Below are 18,431 nucleotides of genomic sequence, written 5' to 3'. Positions count from 1 at the left end.
AACACGGGTTCAAATCCCGTACGGGGTACAAATATTGAATACGACGACCTCCGGTCGGCTTCACTACAGAAGCGGGCTGGAGGTTTTCGTTATCGTTGGTGGCGTGTTCACGTCGAATGAGTTGATCATCTCCCAGTACCAGGCGATTGGTCGGGACGAGTTCACCATCACCTATCCGCAGGGCGTACAGCTCGGTACTGCGCGCCAGACGCGGAAGCTGGGCGATCTGTTCAAAGCTTCGCGCGGGGTAGAGATTTTCGATGAGGCAGGCACGACTGTGCTTACGATCGAGGACCCGGTGAATTTCTTCTTCGACAGGTACGCCGTACACCGAACCGACCCTGAGTCCGGCGAACACTCAGAGCTCGCGCACATCACGAAGCGGTTTGCGTGGTTCAACGCCAAATATGACGTAGATATTGCCGGTTATCCGCAGATTGAGGTCTACGGCGAGTCTTTCCAGCCCGACCACACGTTGTCGAGCCAGGGGCGCAATATCGCGCAGGTGAACGCGCAATCTCCTGGTTTAGGCAGGGCACTGATGGGCAAGACTGCGTACCGCATCATCATTGAACCGGGACTTGACGAGAACGTGCATGCTGCAGTTATCGGTATCGCTTTCGCACTGGATATGCGCAAGAAGAAGATGCGAGAGAGCTAAACGCGAATGCCCGCCCTGCCGTCGGACATAAGTGGCGCGCCGTCGGCATTACGCTTCACGGGGAAATCCTCCGGCAAGAAGATGCCGCGCCCTTCCTTCAGCGCCAGCGAGCGCCACTTCGTCCCCTGAACCCAGTAGACCTGCGGAGAAACCTTGCCGACCTGCATGGGGTAGTACTGCTCCGTAACCGCGGCGAGCGCCATGATGTCATCCGCGGTGTTGTCCGGGCGGATCGCATGGATGAAGATCGTGCGCCCGCCGACGACAGACGCTACGTGGCCGTACCCGTGGTCAGGTAACTCCAGCATCTGCACCATCGTGGGGAATGCGCAGATCCATGCGGCTGCGAAGGGGAAATCGAACTCCAGCAGCTGTATGTCATACTGCGTTGCCGACGTAACACGGTGCAACTCGTTCAGCGACTTGTGGATCGTGTTGGATAGCGCCATGAAGAACAGCGGCATGGACCCATTAGTTGCGTCAACCCCGGGGAAGAACAACTCCGATGTTGGCTTGGCATCCATGTCGAAGCTGTCGGGGAGATCCTTATCCTCGATCGGGTTGAAGTGTCCGCCCTCCAGCGTTGCCAGCATGCGATGGACATTCGGAATCGGGGAGGGCTTAGCGTAGGTGACCTTCGACGCATCCTGCGGCAGTGGCGTGATGAAGGCGTAGATCTCCGCGCCGTTGGCGTTGGTGAGGGTGGATGATCCGTCGGGCTCAGTCGTGATTCGCAGCATGGTCACCGATCCTTTAATCCTGCTTTAAGCTCGCGTACCGGAATCGCCGCGGGATGTCACCGGCGCGCCGTCAGCATTGCGCTGAACAGGGAAGTTCTCCGGCGGGAAGAGGGATACGCCATCCTTGGCGGTGAGCACATCCCAGTGGTTATCGTGCACCCAGAACGTCAGCGGAGAGACGTTCACCGGGTGCTGGCGCAGCTCGTGGCGGGTCTGGGTCATCTGCTGCATAATGTTGTCCGCCGGCTGGTTCGGCACCACAGGGTGAACCAGAACCGTGCTGCCACCGGGCATGGAGACCACGTGTCCGTGGCCATGGTCAGGAATCTTGGTGATCTGCAGGAAGAGATCGAACGTGATGGCGAGCGTCGCCCCGAAAGGGAAGTCGGACTTAACCTGGAAGAAGACATCGCCAGCGCTTGCAATCTTCAACGTTTCGAGGGACTTATGCTCTGTGGCTCCGAAAGCGACTGCCCAAAAGGTGTAGTTGGTGGCGGGCTGGTCTGTGCCGGGGAAGTTCGCGTCGCCAAGAACTGGCTGATCAAGGCTGAAGCCCTCCGGCAGATCAGCGTCGGAGAGTGGCTTGAAACCGGAATCTACGGTGGCGAGGAAGCGGTAGACGCCCGGCAGAATCTCCTTTGAGTATGAGTAGTTGCTGGCGTCTTGCGGGGCAGGGGAGATGATGCCGTACACAAGCTCTCCATTCGGGGCGGTTAAGGTCGCGTTACCGTCGCTGTCGTGCTGAAATTTCAAGTGGCCGTGCTGAGCTCCTGGCTGCTGCGCTGTTGGCTGCTGACCAGCAGCTTCCTGCGCTGCTGGCTGCTGAGCGGCTGATTCTTGTGGTGGGGTGGTGTTGTTCTTGTTCTTCTTGCCAAATAGTCCGAACATGGCAGTGAGACTACGCAAGTTTTTAAAGCCTCGCATGGCTTTGTTTCGGTAACTCTGAATGGCTTTAATTGGCGCCGTCTCCACAGAGCCGAGGCCAAGGTGCCTTATGGCATTGTCCTTGAACTCGACGAGGTCGAAGACGGCTTCGGGAACATCGACGTGGTGCTGGTCATCGGCGCGAACGACACCGTCAACCCAATCGCCGAAGAGCCGGGTTCCGCCTGGGGCCTGCCAGAGCTCTGCCCGGGGAAGGGGTAATGTCCCAAATTCCACGTCTTAGAATATAACTATTCTGTTTCTGCAGGTCAGCGCGTTGCCAAAATTAGCTGCACACCCGCTACTTTCAATAACTCGAAGATTCGGGACATTCGCCTGGAATAGCAGGCGGGATTCGCCCGGACAACAGGCGGGATCCGCCTGGAGGCTGGGGCTCTAAATCAGCATTGAACCGCGGTTGCTGACATGCAGCGCTTGCCCATCGCGGAGCAGTACCAGTTTCCAATCCTTGCCGTACTTTTCCACTGTTTGGCTGATGACCTCGATGGGGTACGGGCCAGTCGTGCCCTGGGCGTGGGGGACAATGACAAACTCCGTGAGATTGAGGCCCGAGCAATCCGTGAGCTGCGGAGCCACAGTCGGGTCGTCCATCACAGACGCCGGTTCGACGGAGGGGCCAGCAATAATTGCGCCTGCCGAACTCCCCGCATAGGGCTTTCCGCTCCGAACAGCGTCAACCAGCAATTCGTCAGCCCCAGTGGACTTCAATCCGTAGAGCAGGCGGAAAGATTCGCCTCCGGCCACGTAGATGCAGTCCGCAGCGTCCAGTTCATTGCGGAAAGCAGCAGGGCTTGTCTCAGCTACCGTGATGGGAACCACCGCGTCGGCGACGTCCTTGATGGCATTGAGCTCTTCCTGTGCGAACGGAGCCTGCCTCATTGTGGAAGCCGCATCGTCGATGTAAAGAACTCGGCCAGACAGGTAGTCGCTGATGTTTGGGTGCAGGTATGAAGCGAGAAGTAGGTCCATGGATTTCAGCCTAGATCCTCACGCTTCGCAGCGATAGGGCTGCACTAGGGCTGCACTGAGAGCCCCGGCCTGCCCAGTTGGCACCGCTGCCCGCCTGCTACTTCACCTTGCCCAGGCGTAGGAAGACGGTCTCGCCAGTGGCATCCTCCAGCGCGTCGTTATCCGTCACCGCGTACATCTGGCCATCCGCCGCGATGGTGAAGCCCTCCAGCTTCTCCTGTGTCCAGCCATTGGTGGCGCGCAGCTTCGGCAGCACGTCCACGGCCAGCTCCTTCTTCACCATCGGCAGCGTGCCACCATTCGCGCCCTGAGCCTCGCCCGCACCCGCGCCCTGGCCAGCACCCTGACCAAGACCCTCGCCGCCCTCCGGCAGGGTCACCTTCATCACGCGCTTGACCTTCGCATCCGGGCCGTTCAGCTTGTCGCGCTCGATCACCAACAGGTGCTTGTCGTCCAGCGCGGTGATCTCCGACAGGCCCATCCAGTCGCCCTTGCCAGCGGGCTTCTCCAGCTCGTAGCCGAACCACTGCCACTTCTTGGTCTTCGTGTCGTACTTGCCGATGCGGGTGGTGTTCTCGCCTTCCTGCGCCTCGAGCTTCTTCGCCTCCGGGTCCTTCCACAGCGGTCGTTGCACGGCGACGTATAGCTGTTCCACGCCGTGGGCGTCCTTTGTGGAAGTGACGCCCTCTAGCCCCCACTTGCCGATGTGCTCAGCAACGTCGGCAGGTAGTTCGACCGTAGAGGTGATGTTGAGGTCCTTATCGGTGTGGAACAGGCGGTTATCCTTGCCCTTCTTGCCCTCGGAAGCAATCCAGAAGCCACCGTCGGCGGCTACGGAAATGCCCTCGATGTCCAGGCCTTCGGCCGGGACACCGTCGCGCTTCACGGCGCGGCGTTCGGTAATCACGGCAGGCTGCTTGGAGGCGTCGATGGTGTACACCCAGCCGTTCGCGTACGCGGAGTCAGAGGCCGCGTACAGGCGGTTGGCGTCCTTCGGATCGGCAGTAAGGGAACCCAGCGCGCCCCAGCCGATCGGTGCCTCGCCCTCGTCGGCGGAAACGATGGAGGGCTGAGAGTCCTTGCCACCCAGGCGGTATAGCGTCACCGCGCTGCGCACCGCATTGTCTGGCTCGTCGACCTCGCTGGATACAGCGAGCATGTTGCGCTCCGGAATTGGCAGGATGCCCTCCGGGCCGTTGGTGGTGAACAGCATCTGCACGAACTGCGGGTTCGCCGGATCGTTGACGTTGTACACGGCAACGAAGTTGGAGCGCTCGGAGCCAACGAACGCGTACTTGGTGCCGTTCATCTCGGCAGTGGCGATGCCCTCGATCTCCACGCCCTTCTTCTTGGCGCGCTTGTTGTTGTGCAGGCCGTGGCGGATGGCCAGATTCTCCACTGAGTTGCCGGCATCCCAGGTGACCTTGCCGCTGGTGTCGAAGACGGTCCAGCCGCGGGTGCCGCCCTTCCAGTCGCCCTCGTTGGCGGTGGCTAGGTGGTTGTCGTCGATCCACGCGATGGCGTCCGGCTCGCGCGGGGTAGCAGGCAGGGTGTCGGTGGGGTTGATGAGCTTGTCGGACTTGGTGTCCACGCCCTTGACCTCAGCGCTGCCTGCGCTAAACACGTTGGTGATGCGGTTAGTCTGCAGGTCGATGATGGCCACGCCGTTGTTCTCCTGCAGAGTGACGGCCAGCTGGTTCTTGCCGTTGATGCTGACGTACTCCGGCTCCAGATCCTCCGGGGTATCCAGTCCGGCCTTCTGAACCACGTCCAGCAGCTTGCCGTTGTCGCCCTCAAAGCGGATCGGGGTGGCCTTCCAGTCCTTCGGCTCACCTGACAGGTCGATGGTCTGAACAAAACCGGTGGGTAGCTGCGGCAGGTTGCCGTCGTTGTGCTCCTCGTTGCGCTGGTTCTCCATAGCGATGGCAGCCTTTGGCTTGCCCGGCGCGCCAGCGGGGGAGATGGCGATGGAGTCCGGCTGGCCCTTTAGATCAATGGAAGAAACGCGGGTGCGGTCGGAGATCCGCACGATGTCCACGCGGCCTTTCGGGTTGGCGAAGTCCCCGCCGGTCTCGTCGATAACCACCAGCAGGTAGTCGCCGTACACGGCTACGGAGGTCGGCTCGTCCTTGGCATGTCCCTGCGCCTTTAGATCCAGGGTGCCCAGACCCTTCGGAGCGTTCGGGTTGCTGATGTCGATAAAGCCGATGCGCTGCGCCAGGGCGTCGGTGTGGATCAGCGTCTTGCCGTCCTTAGAAACCGTGGAGATTTCCGCCACCGTCTCCGCGGACTTGTCCGCGCCCTCCGGGCGGTTCTCGTATACCGGGAAGGTCGCGGTGCGCTCAAATGTGGACTGCGCGCCCGGGGTCTCCGGGGTGCCCGGCTTGGAGGAGCCCAAAGCGCCCGAACCCAAAGCACCCGAGCCCAGTGAGCCCGAGATGGAAGACCCAGCCGAGGAGCCGAAGCTGGAGGATCCCAGGGTGGATCCGACCGCGGTCTCGGAGCCAACGGTCGCGTTCGCTGCTGGTACCGCGGTGAAGGGAATCACCGCCAGGGCAAGGGAAATTCCTGCGACCTTGCGCTGGGAGCGCCGAACAAGCTGCGCGCGCTGAGAGCGCTGGGAGCGCCGGGAGACCGAGTTTTTGAAGTTGTTGAGCTGCATGAAGAGCCGCGCCTATCTATGTGCGAATTATGAATAGAACCAGACACATACTTCCACCTCTTTTTTGCGCCAGGTTTAAGGCAACATGGCCACCAGGTGAACTCATTCGCGGTATTGGTTGACCCTTCGTCGGCGCCGGCGGCACCCCGTCACAGCACCAGGCGATAGCCAATGCCCGTCTCGGTCGTGAAGTACTGCGGGTTACTCGGATCGACCTCCAGCTTCGACCTCAACTGAGAGATATAGACCCGCAGGTAGTTCGTCTCCTTCTTGTAGGCCTGCCCCCACACCGCCTGCAGCAACTCGACCTTCGTCACCAGCGTTCCCCGGTGGCGGATCATGTGTTCGGCAATGCCCCATTCGCGCGGGGTCAGGTGCACGTCCTGCCCGTCGACGGTCACCCGCTGGTTCGGCAGATCAAACACCACGCGCCCGTCAGAGGTCTCCACCACGGGCTCCTCCGGAATCGGCGCGCCGGGCGCCCTTCGCAGCGCCGCGCGCAGCCGGGCCAGCAGCTCGCCGACAGAAAATGGCTTGGTCACGTAGTCGTCCGCACCCTCATCCAGTGCGTTGATCTTGCCCGACTCGTCGTGGCGTGCGGAAACCACCAGTACGGGAATATCCGTCCAATTTCGTAGCGCACGCAGCACTTCCAGGCCACTCAGATCGGGCAACCCCAGATCCAGCAGCACCGCCTGCGGGTGCCACTTCGAGGCCACCTGAATCGCCTTCGTCGCCGTCGTCGCCACCTGCACGTCGTAGCCACGCGCCCGCAGAGTCACCAGCACCGCGTTAGCCAGCGCCACGTCGTCTTCGACCATCAAAATCTTTTCGCCGCTCATGGCGCTTCTCCTTGTACTTTCTTCTGGACGCCACGCTCTTCACCGTCTTCCAGTTCCCCCGTTGCCGTTGGCAGGGAAAGAACTAGGGTGGCGCCTCCACCTGGGGTGTTGCGGGCTTCGAGGGTTCCGTTCATGGCTTCGGCAAAGCCGTGGGCGACAGCCAAACCCAACCCCAGCCCGTTCTGGTTGGCCGACTGATCGCCGAGGCGCTGGAAGGGGGTGAACACGTCCGCTAGGTGCTCTGAGGGGAAGCCCGGACCGTGGTCGACAATTGCAAGCTCCACGGCGCCTGCTTCTGCGCCAGCCTGATCGTCGGCGCCCGCCAGATCGTCGGCGCCCGCTGTAACCTGCTGAGCGTGCAGCTCGATCCGGGAATTCGGCGCGTAGGTGCGGGCATTAATCACAATGTTCGCGATGATGCGTTGCACTAGACCGGCATCGCCTAAGACGGGCGGAACGGTGGCGTCAATAAAAGAATCGACGTGATGTGTAGCCTCGGGCAGCTCCGCCAAAACGGCTTCGACCACGGTGCTGTAGTATACCTTGGCGCGGTGGACGGCGACGGTGTTGGAATTGACGCGGCTCATGTCCAGCAGGTTGCCGATGACGGTCTCCAGCCGATCGGTGCTGGACTCGATGGTTTCCATCAGCAGCGAGCGGGATTCCTCGTCCAACTCCATGTCGTCCATGTTCAGAGCACTAACCGCGGCCTTGATACCGGCCAGGGGAGTGCGCAGGTCGTGGGATACGGCGGTGAGCAGCGCGGTGCCCACGCGGTTGCCGGCCTCCAGGGCGGCCGTCGCCCGGCGCATCGCATCGATCTCCTCGCGGTCGTAAATCGCGGTGATGCGGGCTCCGTGAGCTTCGATCATCGCATCCTCGGAAGGGGACAGATCCCGCCCGTCCAACACGAAACGCATGCCATCACCAGCGCCGACATGCGACGGCGCCTTCTTGCTGGGCCAGGGCACCCCAATACCACCTGGATCGGTGGTTTCCATCGTGACCCACTTCTTGCGTTCCTTCGAATACTGCTGCAGGTCCACCCGCTCCAGGCTGAAGGTTTCCCGCAGGCGCTCCAGCAGACTGCGGATGTCGTCGCCCTCGTCCAGCGCACCGCGGGCGAGGTCAGAGAGCACAACGGCCTGACCGAGGCGCCGGTTTGCGATGGCACGGCGCCTTTCTGCAATATCCACAACCACCGCCACCGCGGCAGAAATAACAAAGAACAGGGCAATCTGCACCAAGTTCGCCGGCTCGGTCACCGTGAGGGTGTGATAGGGGTGCGTAAAGAACCAGTTGGCCAAAACCGAGCCGATGATCACCGCCACAATAGCCGGGCCGAAGCCACCGGCCAGGGCGGCGAAAACCGCGATCGTCAAATACCCCAGAAGGATGGAACCCAGGGCCCCGTCTTCGCTGAAGAACGGCAGCACGAGGAGCGTCAAAAGGATCGGCCCCGGCACTGCCAGCAACCAGCCAATCCAGCGGCGCGCGGGGCTGAGTTGCTTCGAGGTATCCAGCCCCGTCCTGCGATCCCGCGTGAGCCCCATGAACTGGGATGCCTTCCGCAGCACCCTCTGGGACATCTTCGTGGAACCGTTGTCCGAAGATGCGCTGGACGTAGAGACGATGTGCACGTCGATTCGCCCGGAACCGTCGATGATCTTGTGGGCAGTGGAGCTGAACAGTCGGCTCATGCGCGTGCCCAGGCCGATCACTAACTGCGAGGCGTTGACGGTCCGCGCGAACTCCAGCAGGGTATTGGCGATGTCGTCGCCTTCGATCACGCGCCACTGGCCGTCTAGGGATTCGGTGAGTTCCTGCAGGCGCCGTAGCCGTTGGGGGAGATCAACCCCCAGCGCTTCGTCGGCGCCGGAGACATACACCACGAGCATCTCACGCCCGGCCACGCGCTGGGTGATGCGAGCCCCGCGGCGGATCAGCGCCTCGGATACCTCATCGCCGCGCACGGCCACCACCACGCGCTCGCGGGTCGGCCAGTTCTCCTCAATCTTCTTGTCTTCGCGGTATTTCGCCAGACCCTCGTCGACCTTGTCGGCCAGCCACAACAGACTCAACTCGCGCAAAGCCGTGAGGTTGCCAACCCGGAAGTAGTTATTCAGTGCGGTTTCGGCCTGCTGCTGGCGGTAGACCTCTCCGCGGGCCAGGCGGATGCGTAGCGCGTCGGGGGAAAGGTCCACCAGCTCGATCTCGTCGGCGTCCCGAAGAACCTGGTCCGGCACCGTCTCTAGCTGGCGCGTACCGGTGACGGCCGAGACCACGTCGTTGAGGGATTCCAGGTGTTGGATGTTCATCGTGGAGATGACGTCGATACCGGCATCAAGCAGCGCGTACACGTCGTGCCAGCGCTTGGCTGCCTCGGCCGGGCGGCTGCTATCCGCGTTGTGCTCGCCCACCACGGTGTGCGCCAACTCGTCGACCAGGATGATCTCCGGGTGCGCCTCGAGCGCCGCCTCCAAGTCCAGCTCCTCGTAGTGGCCGCCGCGGTGGGGAACCGACTTGCGCGGGAGGATCGGCAGCCCCTCGGTGAGCTTCCGGGTGCGCTCGCGGCCGTGATCCTCCACGATGCCGATCAGCACGTCCCGCCCGCGGTCGTACAGGTCGTGCGCTTCGCTAAGCATGGCACACGTCTTGCCCACGCCAGGGGCGAAGCCGAGGTACACCTTCAGCGTGCCACGCTTAGTCATTGTTGTTGTTACTCCTGTTGTTTATCTTGCGCTGAAATTTTTGGACGCCACGCGTCCGGGCGCTAGTGCCTGTTTTACACCTTGAGGCCGACCGCGCCTGGGTTTTGCGGGCACGTGTCCGCGCCCGCTACAGCCTCGCTACAGCTCGCCTGTTACCGCTCGCCCATTACAGCTCACTCAGCGCCTTGTTCAGCTTCACCACGTTCACCGGCGCACCGTCGGCACTACCGGTGTAGTTGCCCTCGGTGGCCTCCGATACCAGCTGCTCCACTTTCTGCTGGTCCAGGTTGCGCTCCTTCGCCACACGCGGAGCCTGCAGCTTCGCATACGCGGTGGAGATGTGCGGATCCAGGCCGGAACCGGAGGACGTCACGGCGTCCACCGGAACCTCGTCGGGGGAGACCCCTTCGCGCTTGGCAACCTCATCGCGCTTGGAGGCGATGGCCTCCTGATACTCCTTGCTGTAGGGGGACAGGTTGGTGGCGGAGGACGACATGGCGTCATAACCAGCATCCCCAGCAGCAGAAGGGCGAGGGTAGAAGAAGCCCGGCTTCGTGACTTCCTGGGCGATCAGGGAGGAACCGGCGGGCTGGCCCTCAGCATTGGTGATCATCGATCCGTCCGCCTTGGCGGGCATGATCCGTCCCACGCCGACCATGAACGCTGGGTAGATGATGCCCAGGATCAACGTCAGCAGGAAGAAAATGCGCACCGTGGTGGAGGCCAGACGCAAGCCGTTGTTAGATGTTGCGCGTGCCATTGTTCTCGTGTGTTTCCTTTCAAAAAAGGGCCGGTAAATGCCAGCCCAAGAGGGTTAGATCCCGAAGACTCCGGAGATAATCAGGTCGATGATCTTGATGCCGATGAACGGTACGATCACGCCGCCCAAACCGAAGATGGTCAGGTTGCGCGACAGCAGCGAGGCCGCCGAACCCGCGCGGTACTTCACACCCTTCAGAGCCAGCGGGATCAGCGCGATAATGACCAGCGCGTTGAAGATCACGGCGGACAGAATCGCGGACTCGGGGGAGTGCAGGCGCATGATGTTCAGCGCGGACAGGCCCGGGAAGGCGACCACGAACATCGCGGGGATGATGGCGAAGTACTTTGCAATATCGTTGGCGATACTGAAGGTGGTCAGCGCACCGCGGGTGATCAGCAACTGCTTACCGATGGCCACAACGTCGATGAGCTTGGTCGGGTCGGAATCCAGATCCACCATGTTGCCGGCCTCCTTGGCCGCGGTGGTGCCGGTGTTCATCGCCACGCCCACGTCGGCCTGGGCCAGGGCGGGAGCGTCGTTGGTGCCGTCGCCAGTCATGGCCACGAGGCGGCCCTTGGCCTGTTCCTTGCGGATCAGCTCCAGTTTCTGCTCCGGGGTTGCCTCCGCGAGGACGTCGTCCACGCCCGCCTCGGCAGCGATGGCCTTCGCGGTCAGGGCGTTATCGCCGGTGACCATGACGGTGCGGATGCCCATCTTGCGTAGCTGCTCGAAGCGCTCTGTCATGCCCGGTTTGACTACGTCTTTGAGGTGGATGACGCCCAACACTCGGCCGGTGACGTCTTCACCCTGGGAGTCCAGGGCGATTTCTGCCACGACCAGTGCGGTGCCACCGCTGTTGGAGATGTCGTTGACGACGTCGGTGATGGACGGCGGGACGTCTCCGCCAAGGTTCGTCACGAGCTTCGCAACTTCGGAGGCTGCGCCCTTGACGATCTTGCGGTGCGCGGCCTGGTGGCCTGTGGACCACTCCGTGTGCTCTCCGGCGCCGGCGGGCAGCTGGATGCCACTCATACGGGTCTGCGCGGTGAAGGGGATGAACTCTGCGTTGCGGAAGGTCTCTTCCGGGATGGCCAGGCCGGACTGCTTCTCGGCGAGCTGCACGATGGAGCGGCCCTCCGGGGTCTCGTCGGCCAGGGAAGATAGCTGGCAGGCGTAGATGAGTTCTTCCTGGTTGATGCCCTCCATGGCGACGAACTCGCTGGCCTGGCGGTCACCGATGGTGATGGTGCCCGTCTTGTCCAGCAGCAGGGTGGCTACGTCACCCGCGGCTTCGACGGCGCGGCCGGACATGGCCAGGACGTTGTGCTGCACCAGGCGGTCCATGCCCGCGATGCCAATGGCGGACAGAAGCGCGCCAATGGTGGTGGGGATCAAACAGACAAGCAGGGCGACCAGTACGACCGGGGACTGTTCGGCACCGTTGAACGCAGCCATCGGGGCAAGAGCCAGCACCACGATCATGAAGATGATCGTCAGCACGATCAGCAGGGTGCCCAGAGCCAACTCGTTCGGGGTCTTCTTGCGCTCCGCGCCCTCGACCAGGCCGATCATGCGGTCCATAAAGGACTCGCCCGGCTTGCTGGTCACGCGGATAGCAATCGCATCAGAGAGCACGCGGGTACCACCCGTGACGGCGGAGCGGTCACCGCCAGATTCGCGGATGACGGGTGCGGATTCGCCGGTGACGGCGGACTCGTCCACGCTGGCGGCGCCCATGATGACGTCGCCGTCGGCGGGGATCACGTTACCGGCGCTGACCAGCACGATATCGCCCGGCAGCAGGGACTCGCTGGAGACCTCCTCGGTGACTTCTTGCATGCCCGCGCCGGAGTTTTCCAGCGCCGGTGCCAGGTGGGGATCGTTCACGTCGGAACCGGTGAACTTCAGGGCGTTCGACTGGGTGCGGGTGGCACGCAGGGCGTCCGCCTGCGCCTTACCGCGACCCTCGGCCACAGATTCGGCCAGGGTGGCGAACAGAACGGTCAGCCACAGCCATACCGTGATGGACCAGGTGAACAGGGAAGGATGCGCGATCGCCAAAACAAAGGTGAACAGCGCGCCGACCTCCACCAGGAACATCACTGGCGTTTTGTACAGCAGGCGCGGATCCATCTTCTTTAGCGCCAGCGGCAGGGCCTGCTTCAACTGGGCTGCGGAAAAAGCGCCCTCGTTCTTCTTCTTGTCGTGCGTGGCCGGAGCCGTCGCACGCTTCGCTTCAGTGCGCGAAGGAGCATTTAGGGTTGTCATGACAGAGCCTCCGTCAACGGGCCGAGGACCAGGGTGGGCAGGAAGGTCAGCGCGCCAACGATGATGGCGATACCGACCATCACTCCCACGAACTGCGGGCGGTGGGTGGGTAGAGTACCGGCGTTTTCGGCAGCCGGCTTTTGCTTAGCGAAGTCTCCGGCCAGTGCCAGCGCGAAGACGATCGGCAGGAAGCGGCCCAGCAACATGCACAGACCCAGGGTGATGTTGAACCACGGGGTATCTGCACCGAAGCCGGCGAACGCGGAACCATTGTTGTTGGAGGCCGAGGTGTAGGCGTAGACAATGTCGCTGAAGCCGTGCGGACCGGCTGCGGATACCGAGTCGCGGGTATCGGGCAGCATGGCGGAAATACCCACACCGGCCAGCACCAGCGTCGGCATGACCAGGATGTACAGGCTGACCTTCGTGATTTCGGAAACGCCGATGCGCTTGCCGAGGTACTCCGGGGTACGGCCGACCATCAGGCCCGCGACGAACACGCTGAGCAGGGCGATCATGAGCATGCCGTACAGGCCAGTGCCCACGCCACCAGGGGAGATCTCGCCCAGCATCATGTCCAGGATCAGCATGCCGCCAGCCAGCGGGTGGTAACTGGAGTGGAAGGAGTCCACCGCGCCCGTCGACGTCATTGTCGTGGTGACGGCGAAGAAGGAGGAAGGCAGCACGCCCAGGCGGTACTCCTTACCTTCCATGCCACCGCCCTGGAAGGTAGCCAGGGAGGTTTCGCTGGACATCACGACTGCCAGGGAAGCGAAGTACAGCACGGCCATGGCGGCCAGAACTGCCCAACCCTGGCGGGTGTCGTTCACCATCTTGCCGAAGGTGCGGGTCAGGCTAACCGGGATCACCAGGATGAGGAAGATCTCCAGCATGTTGGTCCATGCGTTCGGGTTCTCAAACGGGTGGGCGGAGTTGGCGTTGAAGTAGCCACCGCCGTTGGTGCCCAGCTCCTTGATGACTTCCTGCGAGGCCACTGCACCGCCCGGAATGGTTTGCTGGCCACCCGTGATCGTCTCCACAGTGGTCGGAGCGTGGAAGTTCTGGATCGCACCCTGGGAAATCAGCAGGATCGCACCGATGATTGCCATCGGCAGCAGGATGCGGAAGACCGCGCGGGTCAGGTCGACCCAGAAGTTGCCGATTTGGCCGTTGCCCATACGGTTGGCCAGGCCACGGATCAGCGCGATGGCCACGGTGATGCCCACCGCGGCGGACACGAAGTTCTGCACTGCCAGGCCCGCCATCTGGGTGAGGATGGTCATGGCCGTCTCACCGGAGTAGGACTGCCAGTTGGTGTTAGTCGTGAAGGATACGGCGGTGTTCCACGCCTGGTCCCAGTGCACGGGCTCCTTGCCGTGGTTCAGGGGCAGCGCCTGCTGCACGCGCTGCAGCAGGTAAACGAACACGACACTGATGGCGGAAAACGCCAGCAGGCTTGCGCAGTAGCGAGTCCACTTTTGCTGGCCGTCGGGGTTTACACCGATCAGGCGATAGAAGCCACGTTCGAAGGCATTGTGCTTCTTGGATGTGAACGTGGCGGCCATGTAGTTGCCCAGCGGCACGTAGAAGGCCGCGAGGGCAATGATGACCATGATGACAGGGATCCACCCTGTGATGGCCCCGCTCATGAGAACTTCTCCGGGTTCAACAGGGCAACCAACAGGTAGATGATGGATAGGATCCCCAGGATCCCACCGACAATCAGTTCCCAGCTCATAGCTTGTCCACCGCCTTCAAGGCGGCACCCATTGCGCCGAACAGCGCGCAGGTTATTGCAACCATTAAAAAGTCATAAAGCATGTAGATATAACAACACCGGTGGTGCCCGGTGCTAATGACTCTTTACGGTTTCTTAACGCCCCTCTTTTACACCCTTTTTTGACGCCCCGACCTGCGCCGGTGCAGGGCGGGAACTATTTGTCGATCGGCGCGGGCACCAACTTCCAGACTTCCGTTGCGTAGTCACGGATCGTGCGGTCGGAGGAGAAGCGCCCGGATTCGCAGATGTTCACCCACGCCTTCTGTGCCCAGCCCTGCGGGTCGGCCGCGTAGTCGGCAGCCATACGGTCGCGTACGTCGCGGTAGTCCGCGAAGTCGCCCAGCACGTAGTAAGTGTCGGAGGCGCCCTCGCCGTAGCCGTGGATCAGTGACTGCTTCAGGTCGTAGAACCAGCCGGTGAAGTCGTCGTGCAGGGTGCCGTTATCCAGCGCGTCCAGGGCGCGCTTCAGGCCGGGCACGGATTCGTACAGCTCGTAGGGCTTGTAGTCCGCGCGCAGCTCGGGCAGTTCCTCCACGCGGGCGCCGAAGATGTAGGCGTTGTCCTCCCCAACGGAATCCACGATCTCCACGTTCGCGCCATCCATGGTGCCCAGCGTCAGCGCGCCGTTCATCATGAACTTCATGTTGGAGGTGCCGGAGGCCTCCTTGCCCGCGGTAGAGATCTGCTCCGAGACATCGGAGGCCGGCAGGATGTGCTCGGCGGGGGAGACGTTGTAGTTCTCCACGAACACGACCTTCAGCAGCGGGGAAACCACCGGATCGTTGTTCACCAGATCCGCAATCGCGTTGATCAGTTTGATGATGGCCTTCGCCCGCGTGTAGCCCGGCGCGGCCTTCGCACCGAAGATGACGGTGCGCGGCGGCAGGTCGCGCTGGTGATCCTCCTTGATGCGGAAGTACAGGTCCAGCACGTACAGGGCGTTCAGCAGCTGGCGCTTGTACTCGTGCAGGCGCTTGATCTGCACGTCGAAGATGGAATCCGGGTCGATGACCACACCCTGGCGCTCGGCGATCCACTCGGCGAAGTCATGCTTGTTGGCGGCCTTGATCTCGCGGAGTTCCTGCATGACCGCCGGGTCGGAGGCGTAGCTGCGCAGTTCCTTGAGGTTGTCGAGGTTGGTGACCCAGGCGTCACTACCAGAAAGACGAGTAAGCAGCGCAGACAGGCGAGGGTTAATCATCCGCAGCCAGCGGCGCGGCGTAACACCGTTGGTCTTGTTGTTGAACTTCTCGGGCCACATCTCGTGCCAATCGGCGAGGGTTTCGCGCTTGATGATCTCTGTGTGCAGCGCCGCCACGCCGTTGATGGAGTACGCGGCGTAGCAGGCGATCCACGCCATGTGCACCACACCGTGTTGGATCGGGGCCATTCTTTGGATGGTGACGCCATCAATCCCCTCCGCCGAACGTTCGATGCGGAAGCGACGGTCGATCTCGGCGATGATCTCCCACACACGCCAGAACAGCTGCTGGAAGATCTGCTGGTCCCACTGCTCCAGAGCTTCGGTGAGGACGGTGTGGTTGGTGTAGGCGAAGGTGTTGGAGACGATCTCCCAGGCTTCCTCCCAACCCATGCCGTGCTCGTCCAACAGCAGGCGCATGAGCTCCGGGATGGCCAGCACCGGGTGGGTATCGTTCAGCTGCACGGAGTGGAAGTCCGCGAAGTTCTTCAGATCCCCGTGGTGGGCCAGGTGGCTGCGGATCATCGCCTGCAGGGAGGCGGAGGTGAAGAAGTACTGCTGACGGACGCGCAGCTTCTTGCCCTCGTAGGTTGTGTCGTTCGGATAGAGCACACGGCAGATGTCGCTGACACGCTCGCGCTCGATGATGGCATCGGTGAAGCGCTGGGAGTTGAAAGCGTCGTAGTCGAACTCCTCCCACGGCTCGGCCTTCCACAGGCGCAGGGTGCCCACGTTGCGGGTGCCGTAGCCGGTGATGGGCATGTCGTAGGGGATCGCGCGGACCTTCATATCGTCGAAGTGCACGACTAGCTGGTCGGAGGCGCGGCGGATAGTAAAGGGGTATTCCTCTTCGCGCCACGGGTCCGGGCGCTCCACCTGGAAGCCATTGTCGAAGGACTGGCGGAACAGGCCGTAGCGGTAAAGGATGCCGTAGCCGGTGACGGGGTAATCCTGGGTGACGGCGGAATCCAGGAAGCAGGCGGCCAGGCGACCTAGGCCACCGTTGCCCAGGGCGGCATCGTTTTCGATTTCTAGGACGTCCGCGAGCTCGTGGCCGAGCTCCCGGGTGGCGGCCTGAGCCTCTTCCACCAGGCCAAGGTTGGTGAGGTTATTCAGCAGCGCGCGACCCATGAGGAACTCGGCGGAGAAGTAATGCTGTTGGCGGGTGGCGGCGTAGGCTTCGCGGGTGCGCTCCCAATCGTCGGCGATGTGCTCTTGGATATTGCGGGAAAGGCCGGTCCAAAACTTACGGGTGGAAGCGTGCTGGGGCGGGGTGCCGGCGGCGGCGCGGACGTGGCTGCCGACGGTGGTGGAGTTCAGTTCGTGGCTCATAGTTCCCGATTCTATGGTGCCTGCGGTGAACTCGCTGGTCGGGTGCGGGGCAGGGGGCTAGTGTTTTTTGGACGCCGCTTCGTTTCGCAACTGCGAAGACTGTTCCTCAATGCTGTGGTGGAGATGGCTGAAGCTCTCCACCGCTGCGGAGGAGCGCGGCGGAACCTGGATGATTCGCTCGGATTCCATGCCGGCCTGTAGCTCGCGCGTGCGGGCGATCTCCGCATCCAGCTTCACGCCGAGGAGCAGCAGGGAGTTGCTTAAGACCAAGCCGAGGAGGCCGACGATGATGCCTCCCAGCGCGCCGTAGATACCGATGTAGCCGAAGTTGTTCAGATAGGCGCGTAGCAGCAGGCCGACGATAGTTATGCTGATCAGCGCGAATGTGGAGCCCACCGTTAGCCACCGCACGCGCCCGAAGCGCACGTTCGGGGCGACATGGTAGAGGACGGCGATGAGGATCGCCGACACGAAGAAGATCACTGGCCAGCGAAGGTACTGCCAGACCGGCAGGAAGTGCTCCAGGACGAAGGTGGTGAAGCCCTGTAGCCTAAGCGGCTCGGCGACCTTGTCCAGCAGCGGCCGGGCGATATCCTCCCGAAGAAAGTATGCGCCCGCGATGAATACCAGTCCGATCACCAAAACAAGGGTGACTCCCCACATGGTCGTCCACCTCCTGATGAGGCCACGTCCTTCGCGCCGTCCGTACATTTCGTTGGACATACGGGAAAACGCGCGGAGGTACGCCGACGAGGAAAACAGGGCAAGCAGCACGCTGATCACCAGCATGACGATGGATTGCTCCGTAGAGCCGATGACCGTGGAGACAATGCTCTGCGCATTGTCTTGGAAGTTGGTGGGGATGTTTTTATCGATGAATTCGTCGGTGAGCTCCGTGACCTGGTTGCGGTTTTGGTCAAGGAACAGCGTGATGATCGCATAAAAGGCCAGCAAAGTTGGCAGTCCGGTGAGCAGTGTGAAGAAGCTCAGCGTGGCGCCTTTGTCTAGCAAAGCGTTGAAGAAAACCTCGAAATAGAGACGCTTGGCGATGACCTTCCATGTTGAGGGTTCCAGCCAGCGGTGCTCCCGCACGACTTCCTCGTGGTACGCCTCAGAGGGCAGTGCCGGTGTGACCTGCCCTCCGAGGGTGGGAACGATGCGCTCATCTGAGGGGCGTTCGTTCTGGGGTTTTTCAACACTCATTAGCTACCGAAGATACCTGGTGGGTGGGAGCGTGTAGCGGTGCGGACTGGGGCGTCGAGAAAAGAAATCGAAGTTCATTGGAGGCTCAAAACTGGGCGCCACCTGCGGATTAGGTAGGTTAAGGAACTACTGTGTAGAGTTCTTTCTTGCTGCTTGCAAAAGCACGCGCGCCGATCATGTGGCGCACGCGCCCCGTTCGTCTAGCGGCCTAGGACGCCGGCCTCTCACGCCGGTAACACGGGTTCAAATCCCGTACGGGGTACAAAATTGGGGGATGGGGATTTCGGGATGCCCCTTGTTCACAACTATTTCCACAAAAATAGTTGAATAGTTTCAACTATTAGCAACGGTTGT

General features: G+C 61.9%; 13 protein-coding genes, 1 tRNA gene and 2 pseudogenes. 4 read left to right on the top strand and 12 right to left on the bottom strand.

Going from position 1 to position 18,431, the window contains the following annotated elements:
- Nucleotides 1-661 (top strand): LURP-one-related family protein (locus tag HMPREF2678_RS07245; protein WP_210382707.1); only part of this gene is annotated, 661 nt, incomplete at its 5' end.
- Here the strand turns inward: HMPREF2678_RS07245 and HMPREF2678_RS07240 are convergent.
- Together HMPREF2678_RS07240 and HMPREF2678_RS07235 are read right to left on the bottom strand one after the other, a co-directional pair.
- Nucleotides 658-1,401, bottom strand: coding sequence for a hypothetical protein (locus HMPREF2678_RS07240; protein WP_070551682.1), 744 nt, complete (start codon nt 1,399-1,401; stop codon nt 658-660). The two genes, HMPREF2678_RS07245 and HMPREF2678_RS07240, sit on opposite strands and share 4 nt — an antisense overlap.
- A 24-nt stretch (nt 1,402-1,425) precedes the next feature.
- On the bottom strand, nt 1,426-2,289 hold the full coding sequence (locus tag HMPREF2678_RS07235) for a hypothetical protein (protein ID WP_246817906.1): 864 nt from the start codon (nt 2,287-2,289) through the stop codon (nt 1,426-1,428).
- An 87-nt stretch (nt 2,290-2,376) separates the two neighbouring features.
- On the opposite strand from HMPREF2678_RS07235, the pseudogene HMPREF2678_RS10055 reads away from it, so the two are divergent.
- Nucleotides 2,377-2,529, top strand: a pseudogene (locus HMPREF2678_RS10055) (NAD(P)(+) transhydrogenase (Re/Si-specific) subunit beta); the annotation flags it as partial.
- A 192-nt stretch (nt 2,530-2,721) separates the two neighbouring features.
- Here the strand turns inward: HMPREF2678_RS10055 and HMPREF2678_RS07230 are convergent.
- The 3 genes from HMPREF2678_RS07230 to HMPREF2678_RS07220 form a co-directional block, all read right to left on the bottom strand.
- Nucleotides 2,722-3,315, bottom strand: coding sequence for a Type 1 glutamine amidotransferase-like domain-containing protein (locus HMPREF2678_RS07230; RefSeq protein ID WP_070551676.1), 594 nt, complete (start codon nt 3,313-3,315; stop codon nt 2,722-2,724).
- A 97-nt stretch (nt 3,316-3,412) separates the two neighbouring features.
- Nucleotides 3,413-5,977, bottom strand: a complete 2,565-nt coding sequence (locus HMPREF2678_RS07225; RefSeq protein ID WP_070551669.1) for an esterase-like activity of phytase family protein — start codon at nt 5,975-5,977, stop codon at nt 3,413-3,415.
- A 149-nt stretch (nt 5,978-6,126) separates the two neighbouring features.
- Nucleotides 6,127-6,798, bottom strand: coding sequence for a response regulator (locus HMPREF2678_RS07220; RefSeq protein ID WP_371325841.1), 672 nt, complete (start codon nt 6,796-6,798; stop codon nt 6,127-6,129).
- On the opposite strand from HMPREF2678_RS07220, the gene HMPREF2678_RS10635 reads away from it, so the two are divergent.
- Nucleotides 6,679-7,017, top strand: coding sequence for an S-type pyocin domain-containing protein (locus HMPREF2678_RS10635; RefSeq protein ID WP_371325840.1), 339 nt, complete (start codon nt 6,679-6,681; stop codon nt 7,015-7,017). The genes HMPREF2678_RS07220 and HMPREF2678_RS10635 overlap by 120 nt on opposite strands.
- Here the strand turns inward: HMPREF2678_RS10635 and HMPREF2678_RS07215 are convergent.
- The 7 genes and pseudogenes from HMPREF2678_RS07215 to HMPREF2678_RS07185 form a co-directional block, all read right to left on the bottom strand.
- Nucleotides 6,942-9,464 (bottom strand): annotated as a pseudogene (locus HMPREF2678_RS07215) (DUF4118 domain-containing protein); the annotation flags it as partial. The gene HMPREF2678_RS10635 and the pseudogene HMPREF2678_RS07215 sit on opposite strands and share 76 nt — an antisense overlap.
- A 232-nt stretch (nt 9,465-9,696) precedes the next feature.
- Nucleotides 9,697-10,290 carry a K(+)-transporting ATPase subunit C gene (kdpC, locus tag HMPREF2678_RS07210; protein WP_034979092.1) on the bottom strand — a complete coding sequence of 198 codons (594 nt, stop codon included), beginning with the start codon at nt 10,288-10,290 and terminating at the stop codon, nt 9,697-9,699.
- 54 nt (nt 10,291-10,344) lie between these two features.
- Nucleotides 10,345-12,561, bottom strand: a complete 2,217-nt coding sequence (kdpB, locus tag HMPREF2678_RS07205) for a potassium-transporting ATPase subunit KdpB (RefSeq protein WP_070551662.1) — start codon at nt 12,559-12,561, stop codon at nt 10,345-10,347.
- Nucleotides 12,558-14,210, bottom strand: a complete 1,653-nt coding sequence (gene kdpA / locus HMPREF2678_RS07200; RefSeq protein WP_070551659.1) for a potassium-transporting ATPase subunit KdpA — start codon at nt 14,208-14,210, stop codon at nt 12,558-12,560. Before kdpA ends, kdpB begins: the two co-directional genes overlap by 4 nt.
- On the bottom strand, nt 14,207-14,299 hold the full coding sequence (gene kdpF / locus HMPREF2678_RS07195) for a K(+)-transporting ATPase subunit F (protein WP_070551655.1): 93 nt from the start codon (nt 14,297-14,299) through the stop codon (nt 14,207-14,209). Before kdpF ends, kdpA begins: the two co-directional genes overlap by 4 nt.
- A gap of 196 nt (nt 14,300-14,495) precedes the next feature.
- The gene (gene malP / locus HMPREF2678_RS07190) at nt 14,496-16,874 is read right to left on the bottom strand and encodes a maltodextrin phosphorylase MalP (protein ID WP_070551652.1); all 2,379 of its coding nucleotides are present in this window, start codon (nt 16,872-16,874) and stop codon (nt 14,496-14,498) included.
- A 57-nt stretch (nt 16,875-16,931) separates the two neighbouring features.
- A complete protein-coding gene (locus tag HMPREF2678_RS07185; protein WP_070551649.1) occupies nt 16,932-18,077 on the bottom strand; it encodes a YihY/virulence factor BrkB family protein in 1,146 nt (381 codons plus the stop codon).
- A gap of 189 nt (nt 18,078-18,266) precedes the next feature.
- Here HMPREF2678_RS07185 and HMPREF2678_RS07180 point away from each other — a divergent pair.
- Nucleotides 18,267-18,339, top strand: a tRNA-Glu gene (locus HMPREF2678_RS07180).
- Nucleotides 18,340-18,431: the final 92 nt, after the last annotated feature.

The organism is Corynebacterium sp. HMSC058E07 (assembly GCF_001809885.1).
Lineage (GTDB): Bacteria > Actinomycetota > Actinomycetes > Mycobacteriales > Mycobacteriaceae > Corynebacterium > Corynebacterium macclintockiae.
The sequence above is the reverse complement of the archived record's forward strand: the minus strand, read 5'-3'. Positions and strand labels throughout refer to the sequence as shown.

Bases quoted from the DNA above. Each gene is read 5' to 3' on its own strand.
- HMPREF2678_RS07240 (WP_070551682.1), bottom strand. From the start codon at position 1,401: ATGCTGCGAATCACGACTGAGCCCGACGGATCATCCACCCTCACCAAC.
- HMPREF2678_RS07225 (WP_070551669.1), bottom strand. From the start codon at position 5,977: ATGCAGCTCAACAACTTCAAAAACTCGGTCTCCCGGCGCTCCCAGCGC.
- malP (WP_070551652.1), bottom strand. From the start codon at position 16,874: ATGAGCCACGAACTGAACTCCACCACCGTCGGCAGCCACGTCCGCGCC.
- HMPREF2678_RS07235 (WP_246817906.1), bottom strand. From the start codon at position 2,289: ATGTTCGGACTATTTGGCAAGAAGAACAAGAACAACACCACCCCACCA.
- HMPREF2678_RS07185 (WP_070551649.1), bottom strand. From the start codon at position 18,077: ATGAGTGTTGAAAAACCCCAGAACGAACGCCCCTCAGATGAGCGCATC.
- kdpF (WP_070551655.1), bottom strand. From the start codon at position 14,299: ATGAGCTGGGAACTGATTGTCGGTGGGATCCTGGGGATCCTATCCATC.
- kdpC (WP_034979092.1), bottom strand. From the start codon at position 10,290: ATGGCACGCGCAACATCTAACAACGGCTTGCGTCTGGCCTCCACCACG.
- HMPREF2678_RS07220 (WP_371325841.1), bottom strand. From the start codon at position 6,798: ATGGTCGAAGACGACGTGGCGCTGGCTAACGCGGTGCTGGTGACTCTG.
- kdpA (WP_070551659.1), bottom strand. From the start codon at position 14,210: ATGAGCGGGGCCATCACAGGGTGGATCCCTGTCATCATGGTCATCATT.
- kdpB (WP_070551662.1), bottom strand. From the start codon at position 12,561: ATGACAACCCTAAATGCTCCTTCGCGCACTGAAGCGAAGCGTGCGACG.
- HMPREF2678_RS07230 (WP_070551676.1), bottom strand. From the start codon at position 3,315: ATGGACCTACTTCTCGCTTCATACCTGCACCCAAACATCAGCGACTAC.